The organism is Paenibacillus sp. B1-35 (assembly GCF_050474385.1).
GTDB lineage: Bacteria > Bacillota > Bacilli > Paenibacillales > Paenibacillaceae > Paenibacillus_B > Paenibacillus_B alvei.
The window spans coordinates 1-8,703 of the sequence record NZ_JBCHVJ010000016.1 but is presented as its reverse complement, the minus strand read 5'-3'; the positions used below and the strand labels follow the sequence as shown (position 1 = coordinate 8,703).

Annotated in this window: 8 protein-coding genes, 8 tRNA genes and 2 rRNA genes; 16 read left to right on the top strand and 2 right to left on the bottom strand. The window is 42.3% G+C overall.

The features are described 5' to 3' along the window. The 10 genes from ACQ5BJ_RS26215 to ACQ5BJ_RS26170 form a co-directional block, all read left to right on the top strand. Window positions 1-225: ribosomal RNA gene (locus tag ACQ5BJ_RS26215) — 23S ribosomal RNA — on the top strand; the annotation flags it as partial. A gap of 77 nt (window positions 226-302) precedes the next feature. Then, a 5S ribosomal RNA gene (gene rrf / locus ACQ5BJ_RS26210) occupies window positions 303-419 on the top strand. 52 nt (window positions 420-471) lie between these two features. Beyond that, window positions 472-547 (top strand) — tRNA-Asn (locus ACQ5BJ_RS26205). Window positions 548-550: 3 nt separating this feature from the next. Next, window positions 551-626 (top strand) — tRNA-Thr (locus tag ACQ5BJ_RS26200). A 42-nt stretch (window positions 627-668) separates the two neighbouring features. Then, a tRNA-Glu gene (locus tag ACQ5BJ_RS26195) sits at window positions 669-743 on the top strand. A gap of 4 nt (window positions 744-747) precedes the next feature. Beyond that, window positions 748-823, top strand: a tRNA-Val gene (locus ACQ5BJ_RS26190). 6 nt (window positions 824-829) lie between these two features. Next, a tRNA-Thr gene (locus tag ACQ5BJ_RS26185) sits at window positions 830-905 on the top strand. Between the two features lie 12 nt (window positions 906-917). Further along, window positions 918-992: transfer RNA gene (locus ACQ5BJ_RS26180), tRNA-Gln, on the top strand. 7 nt (window positions 993-999) lie between these two features. Next, window positions 1,000-1,075 (top strand) — tRNA-Lys (locus ACQ5BJ_RS26175). Between the two features lie 12 nt (window positions 1,076-1,087). Then, window positions 1,088-1,171: transfer RNA gene (locus ACQ5BJ_RS26170), tRNA-Leu, on the top strand. Between the two features lie 737 nt (window positions 1,172-1,908). Here ACQ5BJ_RS26170 and ACQ5BJ_RS26165 read toward each other — a convergent pair. Further along, entirely contained in the window at window positions 1,909-2,670 is a 762-nt protein-coding gene (locus tag ACQ5BJ_RS26165; RefSeq protein WP_430112994.1) for a DUF2278 family protein, read from the bottom strand. Window positions 2,671-2,990: 320 nt separating this feature from the next. On the opposite strand from ACQ5BJ_RS26165, the gene ACQ5BJ_RS26160 reads away from it, so the two are divergent. From ACQ5BJ_RS26160 to ACQ5BJ_RS26140, 5 genes are all read left to right on the top strand, one after another. After that, a complete protein-coding gene (locus ACQ5BJ_RS26160; RefSeq protein WP_430112993.1) occupies window positions 2,991-3,236 on the top strand; it encodes a hypothetical protein in 246 nt (81 codons plus the stop codon). Window positions 3,237-3,505: 269 nt separating this feature from the next. After that, on the top strand, window positions 3,506-4,384 hold the full coding sequence (locus ACQ5BJ_RS26155) for a hypothetical protein (RefSeq protein ID WP_430112992.1): 879 nt from the start codon (window positions 3,506-3,508) through the stop codon (window positions 4,382-4,384). Between the two features lie 61 nt (window positions 4,385-4,445). Further along, the gene (locus tag ACQ5BJ_RS26150; protein ID WP_430112990.1) at window positions 4,446-4,979 is read left to right on the top strand and encodes a ParB N-terminal domain-containing protein; all 534 of its coding nucleotides are present in this window, start codon (window positions 4,446-4,448) and stop codon (window positions 4,977-4,979) included. Window positions 4,980-4,981: 2 nt separating this feature from the next. Continuing rightward, complete coding sequence (locus tag ACQ5BJ_RS26145) at window positions 4,982-6,010, top strand: DNA cytosine methyltransferase (protein WP_430112988.1); 1,029 nt, start codon at window positions 4,982-4,984, stop codon at window positions 6,008-6,010. 128 nt (window positions 6,011-6,138) lie between these two features. Next, a complete protein-coding gene (locus ACQ5BJ_RS26140; protein ID WP_430112985.1) occupies window positions 6,139-6,354 on the top strand; it encodes a hypothetical protein in 216 nt (71 codons plus the stop codon). On the opposite strand, the gene ACQ5BJ_RS26135 is transcribed toward ACQ5BJ_RS26140, so the two are convergent. Next, window positions 6,351-6,926, bottom strand: coding sequence for a hypothetical protein (locus tag ACQ5BJ_RS26135; RefSeq protein WP_430112983.1), 576 nt, complete (start codon window positions 6,924-6,926; stop codon window positions 6,351-6,353). The two genes, ACQ5BJ_RS26140 and ACQ5BJ_RS26135, sit on opposite strands and share 4 nt — an antisense overlap. Window positions 6,927-7,698: 772 nt before the next feature. Between ACQ5BJ_RS26135 and ACQ5BJ_RS26130 the strand changes: the two genes are divergently transcribed. After that, the gene (locus ACQ5BJ_RS26130) at window positions 7,699-8,499 is read left to right on the top strand and encodes a hypothetical protein (RefSeq protein ID WP_430112980.1); all 801 of its coding nucleotides are present in this window, start codon (window positions 7,699-7,701) and stop codon (window positions 8,497-8,499) included. Window positions 8,500-8,703 lie beyond the last annotated feature (204 nt).

The following is an 8,703-nucleotide window of genomic DNA, read 5'->3' as shown; positions in this document are numbered from 1 at the left end:
CGGGATGGACGCACCGCTGGTGTACCAGTTGTTCCGCCAGGAGCATAGCTGGGTAGCTATGTGCGGAAGGGATAAGCGCTGAAAGCATCTAAGCGTGAAGCCCCCCTCAAGATGAGATTTCCCAATTAGTAAGACCCCTTGAAGACGACGAGGTAGATAGGTTGGAGGTGGAAGCACAGCAATGTGTGGAGCTGACCAATACTAATCGGTCGAGGGCTTATCCTATTTGATTCAACACGAACTTTCGCATTCAGTTTTCAAGGTATGACCTTGAACTTCATATTGGCATTAAGCCAATGCTGTTTGGTGGCGATGGCGGAGGGGTTCCACGCGTACCCATCCCGAACACGACCGTTAAGCCCTCCAGCGCCGATGGTACTTGGACCGCAGGGTCCCGGGAGAGTAGGACGCCGCCAAGCTGTCCTTTGTATGGACTACATGCAGGCATGTCCTGTGAGAGTCCGGTAATATTCCCTGATAGCTCAGTTGGTAGAGCACTCGACTGTTAATCGAGTTGTCACAGGTTCGAGTCCTGTTCGGGGAGCCATTTGCTCTCATAGCTCAGTCGGTAGAGTGCATCCATGGTAAGGATGAGGTCACCGGTTCGATCCCGGTTGAGAGCTCCACAGAAGAGATCGATGTAATTAATATAGATAATTCTATTGTAAGGCCCGTTGGTCAAGGGGTTAAGACACCTCCCTTTCACGGAGGTAACAGGGGTTCGAATCCCCTACGGGTCACCATTATGGACGCTTAGCTCAGCTGGGAGAGCATCTGCCTTACAAGCAGAGGGTCGGCGGTTCGATCCCGTCAGCGTCCACCATAATACGCCGGTGTAGCTCAGTTGGTAGAGCGGCTGACTTGTAATCAGTAGGTCGAGGGTTCGACTCCTTTCGCCGGCACCATTTTTACCACGTTGGGGATTAGCCAAGCGGTAAGGCAACGGACTTTGACTCCGTCATGCATAGGTTCGAATCCTATATCCCCAGCCATTTGTAAGAGCCATTAGCTCAGTTGGTAGAGCACCTGACTTTTAATCAGGGTGTCGAAGGTTCGAGTCCTTCATGGCTCACCAGTTAAATATCGTGCGCGTATGGCGGAATTGGCAGACGCACTAGACTTAGGATCTAGCGCCTTTGGCGTGGGGGTTCAAGTCCCTCTACGCGCACCATATCATTAAACCCTTGTCGGACAAGGGTTTTTTGCTGTCTATAGGAAGTAAGGAGCATAAGGCTCCTTGTATTTGTTAACGGACTTGTTAACGGAAAACTAGTTACCCACAGATTCGGGGGCTTCTTTTGATGAATTTATTGCTTCTGAATATTTGGTCATGAGGCTCTTTTTCTTTTCATCTCTCATGTGTGTATAGATGTCTCCAGTGATGGCTACACTAGAATGACCCTTGAAAAATTTCTTGTAGAGTTGAGTATAAAAGGTTATTCGAAAAATATACAGATATGGTTTCCTTAATGAGAGACTTTGAGCAATTCGAGCAGAATTTTCAAAAAATTACGGTTTAAGGCAAAGCAGCTCTACGCATCGATCAGACAGATCTGCATACGGACAAAACGGCCAACGCCACAATTCTGATTGAAAAGTAACGCTGGGTATATAAAAGATATCAATTTTACACACATCAGCTTGAAAGGGCTCAACGGCTAATTAAAGACGAAGAAGCCCGTAAGGCGGTTGAGTACAGATACCATTCAAGGGTATTCTTCCGGCGATCCCTCACCGACAGCACCGTCAAACGCAAGATCGATGAGGGCATGAAAAGTGTTGCCAATACATTGAAGCTTATCGGATTTTTCGAGCAAGATGATGCAGAATTCAGAGATTAAACAAAACGGCAATCTAAGAGTATTGTTCTCTAGGTTGCCGTTTTGTATTAACTAATCCAATGAAATTTTAGCATGGTTCTTCATTCGCATCACAACTCATATGATCACATTCTCTTACTGGCTTTGTTGCATCCCCCTTGTCGTCAGTACACCAAGATTGGGATTGAAATGCTGTGAAAATAGCCACCCATCTATTCTCTTTTTCGAAATGAATTAAAACCCCACCATCTTGCCAGGAGCCATTTTCTTTACTGTACTTTTTACCTGCACTTCCTTGATTCATGTGAATATTATGAATTCCACGACCAGGTCTGAAGTGAAAATATTCATCTGGTTTCTCTTCTGGGCCAAAAGGTTCACCAAAAACATAAAAAGTTGCTTGCTTTTCTTTTGCTTCTTCAATATAAGAAGTGACTTTGTCATAAAGATCATTATCTGGATTGTTATCATTCTCTCCTTCAGGATCAGTGTTAGGAAGAATAGTCATCTTGTTAGGTATTACTAATTTCCCCCGAATATAATCGAGTGCGATGTTTCGATTTTCACTTGTTATCTTAGTGAAACCAAAATCAAGATTAGGCAAAAATGTTATCTCTTCCGACTTGAAATCTTCACCGACATAATAAAGTACCTGATTTGCTATGTCTTTTGGTAAATAATCTGGTTTAACTTTCGATAGAATGTTGATAGCCAATCTATATTTTACGTTTGATTCAGCCTCAACTAAAACCTCAACATGCTCTTGATGTTTTCCTATCATGTATACCTTCTCTTCTTCTGCCAGCTTACATTTTAATACACCATATCCATTCTTCAATCCATTACCCATAAATCATCACTCCTCTTTTTTTTTACCTCAATTATTGTTTCCAAATGAACGGTTGAAATTCTGGAAAATTACCCTATTCCATCTTATGCGGCGAAAAGAGATAAACGTTTGACCCGAACGTGAACCCAACCTGACCTCATCTTGAGACCATGTTGAACCCAACCTGACCATTTTTCCATGATATTATGAGAGCGTGGGATTGAAGGGAACAAACAAATGACTGATGAATGTTGCTCGATATTCCTATGGAGGATAGAGTCGAGGCTTAGAGGTTGATTTTCCTAGAACAAGAATGAGGTTAAAAAATTCTTACTGAGATTATGAAGGGTGAAAAAGTATTAGTTAGCGAACATGAATTGCTTGAATTGAATGAGGATGAAAAGTTAAAGAAGATAGCATACGAAGCACTAAGTGCAATAAATGATGAACTTTGCTACGAATTTAGAAATGCGGGGAGAGAACAGTTAATAAGCTATACTGAAGATCTGGTTCAGTTAACAGAGGAATATTTGGAAAAAGAGTGGGATAGAGTTAAGTACGAAGCCGAGGAGGGTAAATCAAAGTAATTTGATAACACTGTTCAAGCACCAACTAAGGTGCTTTTTCTTTTGCCGTAATGACGAAACTTAAGCCGATTTAAAGAACAAAAGTCCTAATGAGTGGGAATGTAGGATGAAGATCAGAAAACGGCAGGACGGCGGGATAGAATCGTTCTACGAGCGTGTTATGGATGCATATATAGGAAACCAACTCAACATAAATAGGGGGACGATGAATAAAAGAACAATAATTGCGAACTATAATTTTCGAAAATTTAAATGGAGGTAATGCGACTATGGGACTGAAACTGAAAAAAATTAAAATTTCTACAGATACTGTTACACATGCAGCACGTGTCTTTACAGAAAATCCAAGTAAAGTAACTGCAAGAGCAGCTGCAAGAGCGTCCAGAAGACTTGGGAGAAATTTGCAAAGACAAGCAGAAGAAGCAAGAAGAAGAGCAGAAGCAGCAGCAGAAGCAGCAAAGAGAAAAGCAGAAGAAGAAGCAGCAGCAACAGCAGCAGAATTGGAAAAGAAAGCACGTGAAGCTGAAGAAGCTGCAAAAGCTAAGGCAGCCGCTGAACTTGAAGCTGCAGCAAAAGAATTAAAGGAGAAAACAGAAGCCTTAATTAAAAACCAGGTAAATAACGCATTCTCAAATTTAGATCAAAATATTGGTGCCCTTTCCGAGCAGGGAAAACAATTAGTATCCAAGCTTGAAGAACTGCGAGACTTAACTGACTTAAATAAACTTAAAGCCGAAGTATTGAACAGAGCTGAGCAACTTGGAGAAGAATATCTAAAAGAAAAATTAGCCCCAATTGAAAATCAACTTTCAATTGTTGCAATTCCTGATCTTGAACTCAATCTAGATAAGTCGACTTTATTGGTGCAGCTTAACATATACTTTATGCTCCCAGATGACCGTGATAAATCAACCTTTGAATTTGCAATTGCATCAATAAATTCGGAAGTTTCACAATCTATAACACAAATAACTGCTCCAAGTGTTTCTGCAAAATTTGTGTTTAATCCGGAAAGAATATCCGGTTTAATAAAAAATGAAATCGAATCACAAAAGGATAAACTTGTACAAATGTTTTTTGAAATGTTTTTTTCTGAATATTTAACAGTATTCAAAAAAATTCAAGAGGCAATACCTGACCTTTTTTAAAATGGTTATGAAGAGACAGTCCCCGTTTAAGGGGGATGTTTTATTTTTGGGGGTATGAATCATGGAAGTCAGAGTGCTACCAATCGATCAGATTAAAGCAGCAGCCTACAACCCTCGTGTCGACCTGCAGCCAGGCGATGTTGAGTACGAAAAGCTGCGCCGCAGCATAGAGGAGTTTGGCTATATTGACCCGATCGTTTGGAATGAGCGTACTGGAAACATGGTCGGCGGTCATCAGCGTTATAAGATCCTTGTCAACGAGTTGGGGCGCACGGAAGTCGAGGTTTCAGTAGTTGACCTAGATGAGACGCAAGAGCGATTACTGAACCTTACCTTGAACAAAGTGGAAGGCCGATGGGACGATGAAGCATTGTCACGCCTTCTTGAAGAGCTCCAAGCAGAAGCAGCAGACCTTGGACTTACGGGCTTTGATGCCGATGAAATAGAAAGCCTTATTGAAGAATTCACGGAGCCGCCAGAGGATCAACTCGGCGATTTCGTGAACCGAGAACTGGATACGAGTGAATTCGACGAATCCCAATTCGGGTGCAAATGCCCGCGCTGTGGATTCGTTTTTGATTCTGAGGGTGAATAGATATGCCAGCATGGGATTGGAGTTTGAAAGATATTGATGCCGTAAATAAGCACGGGAGAACGGTGTTCAGCTGCTTCTCTTGCGGCGGCGGCTCAACTATGGGATACAAGCTTGCAGGATACACGGTGCTGGGGAATGTGGAGATTGATCCCCAGATGATGCGGATTTATCGGCGCAATCATAATCCTAAGCATCCCTTTATGATGCCAATTCAGGATTTCAAGGCACTGCCCAATGATGAGCTGCCACCTGAACTGTTTAACTTGGACATATTGGATGGTTCGCCACCATGCAGCGTATTTTCCACCGCAGGCGCAAGAGAAAAGAAATGGGGCGGTGAGTTTGCGTTTCGGGAGGGGCAAGCTGTTCAGCGACTGGATGATCTGTTCTTTGATTTCCTAGATGTTGCGGAGAAGCTGCAACCGCGTGTCATTATCGCGGAGAACGTAAAGGGGATGATCATCGGGAAGGCACGAGGCTATGTCAGCATGGTTCTGTCACGCTTCCGAGAGCTTGGTTACCGACCACAGTTGTTCCTTCTGAACTCGGCTACGATGGGCGTACCTCAGAAGAGGGAAAGGATCTTCTTCATAGCTGTGAGAGATGACATGTCCTTCCCGCCGTTGCGGCTCGATTTCAATGAACCACCAGTTCTGTATAGGGACATTCGCAGTGGTGATGGCCAACTGATTACCCCAAGCAGTAAGACGTTCCAGCGGTGGCAGAAGCGACGTCCAAGGGATCTTAACATGGGTGATGTGACAGAGAGGGAAGAGGGCAAGAACAGTAATTTCAATACAATACTGGTCAAGGATCAAAAGGTGCCGAATACAATTGCGAGCTCTTCTGTGTTTGTCCGGACAGACGTACCTCAACAGGTTAGCGATTCGGACGTTATTCGGATTCAAACATTCCCACGGGACTATGATTTCATGGATGCAGATGTCCAATATGTCTGCAGCATGAGCGTCCCTCCATTGATGATGAAGGGGATTGCATCCGAGATCTACAAGCAATGGTTTAGTAAATAAAAAAGAGGGCGCGTCAAGGCCCTCTTACCCAGTCAGGTTCCCCCGACTGAGATAGTGGAAACCCGTGGCCACGGAAGCTAAAGCCACTATCTCGCCACCAATTTTAACGGAAAATTGAGGGGAACACAATGGGAACAGAATATGAGCATGATATGTTGATGCAGCATGAGCTGGCCGTCATGGAAGGGATTCTGGAAAGCAAGGAGCAGTACCGCAAGATTGTTAAAGCGGGCATTGCTCGTTGGGTGAAGGATTTCCAAGACGGACGCATTGAGATCAAGACGGTGGATGACCTGAAGAAGCTAATCGAAATAGATATAGAGTTGCAGAAAGATGATTATTAATTTTCTTCGCTATCTATCTCTTCAATGATTTGTAGATGCTTTTTTAGTTCCAGCTCTTGAAAATAAACAACAATAAGATCAACTGTAGCGATTAGAAAAATGCATGCACCAATCAGGAATGTATACCAATAAGCATCAAGCCTTGACTTGAAATTATCAATTATCTTTGTTGCAGTTTGTATCCATTTATCTATAAGTTCGGGATTTGTATTTTTATCGTTCTTCGCGAATCCTAGCAATGTTCCTGAAAGGGTCATTGAAAATGAAATGAGTGCTACACCTATTGTGAGTACTAGTTTAGCAAATAGATCGACAATCTGTAGGAAGGGAGTTTTAAACTCCTTCGATTTGAGATCCATTTTGACAATTTTATAGATCTCTGGTGGGAGCTTTTTATATGAAGCGTAAAGCACACTAATTTTTTTATAACCTAGAATAGTTTCTTGAGGACTTACAACGATTCTCCTAAATGGCTTCATTAACTTTCTTTTATACACAAAATATCTTATCCAATCTACTACGATAGCAAGAGGTGTGGCAATAAATATAAAGATGATTTGGAATAAGCTCATTCTATTCCTCTTTTCATTTGAGATAATTAACCAATATACATCGTTTAATACGATTAATATCTCCAATAGTTACAGTAAGGCTGGAGGTGGGGGGGATATGTAGTGACTAGCGTTCTTGTTACCCTTGGGCGCTTCCCTTCGTTTGGTAACGTTACTATTCGATTCATTGGTAACGTTGCTATTCAGTTTATCCATCTCAAAATAAATCGATTTTCTTGCTTATTAATATATAAATCCCGAAAATATTACTATTTAAGAAAAGATCCCCTTGATTAATGGGGTTAAATAATAGAATATGGTCATTCAAACTTGGTACTATTTACTATGTAATTTGAGAAGGTACTGGAGGAAAAATAGGGGGATTTAAAAATGCATAAGGCATGGTGGAAGAAGTTTCTTGGAGAGTAAATCAAAAAAAGCCCTGCTATTTGCGGGGTTTATTAATCTGTTTTTCCAACCAAAGTAAAGCCCCGGAATACTCCGAGGCTTTTTCTTATGCATAGATCGAGGTAAATCTCTACTATAAGGGGAGCATATCAAAGAATCCCATGGCTCTTATTTATTTGCGAGTTAATGATAGACAACCAATCATTAACCTTGCAGAAGATCTGATTTAGAAGGGAATAGGATGTATTAGTTTTCATCAAAATTTAGTTGTTTAGGATATAGCCAAGTCATTACTAAATCGACTTCAATACTATGGGTATATACGAACTAATAGAGTATATTTTTTTCATGGTTAAATTGATGGCGCTTAAAAAGGGGGTTATTGATGGACAATAGTTTAAACTCTCATCCTTTTTCTTCATGGTTCTTAAAGGTGTCTCGAATCATTAAACCTGTTATCCCTAAGGGAGCCACTGGGGCCACTGGAACAACCGGAGTAACAGGCCCAACTGGATCTGTAGGTCCGACCGGAGTCACTGGAAGAACAGGCTCGACCGGAGCGACAGGAATAGGCGTGACAGGTACCACAGGGGTAACGGGAGTGACTGGGTCTATGGGAACTACTGGAACAACTGGGGCTACAGGTTCAACAGGCGCAACTGGATCTTCTGGAGTAACAGGCTCGACCGGATCAACGGGGATAGGGGCCACTGGAGCGACCGGAGTAACTGGAGCCACGGGAAACACTGGCGCAACTGGTGTCACCGGAATTACTGGGGCAACAGGAACGGGTGGCATTTTTCAACAGCTCCAAGTATCTGAAAATAATCCAAATACCTTTGGTAGTTCAGCAATCGTAATAACCAGTGTTGCAACTACCTTAAAAACAATAACAATGTCAGGTATCCCTGTAGGAAGCCGCATTTGGTTAACGGGAATTGTCGGATGGCAAGATGCTGCCGGTAATAGCATTCTCCAATTACAAGTCTTACGTGGAACAACTGTTATTTTCAGTATCAATGAACAAGGAACGGGAAATGGACGTTTTAGTTCAACAGCTATTAACCATGTTGATACTAGTCCGGGCACTGGTAGCGTCTCATATTCTTTAGTAGCATTAACTACAACCGGTTCAGTTAACGTGGTTGGACCAATTACACTAACTGGAGCTATGATCCAGCCTTAACTAAAAAATAGCCGTTTCGGTAAAATGAAATGCTCCCCATAAGCAGAAGGTTTTTTATTTCACCTGTCTACTTTAAGGGCAATGTCATTAAGTTAATAGAGTAATGACCTGCGGATGTAAAATTGGCGAATGACTATAAGCTAAGTCGTCCGCCAATTTTATATTTCTGGCATGACAAATACAGATGCACTACCTGCATCTGTG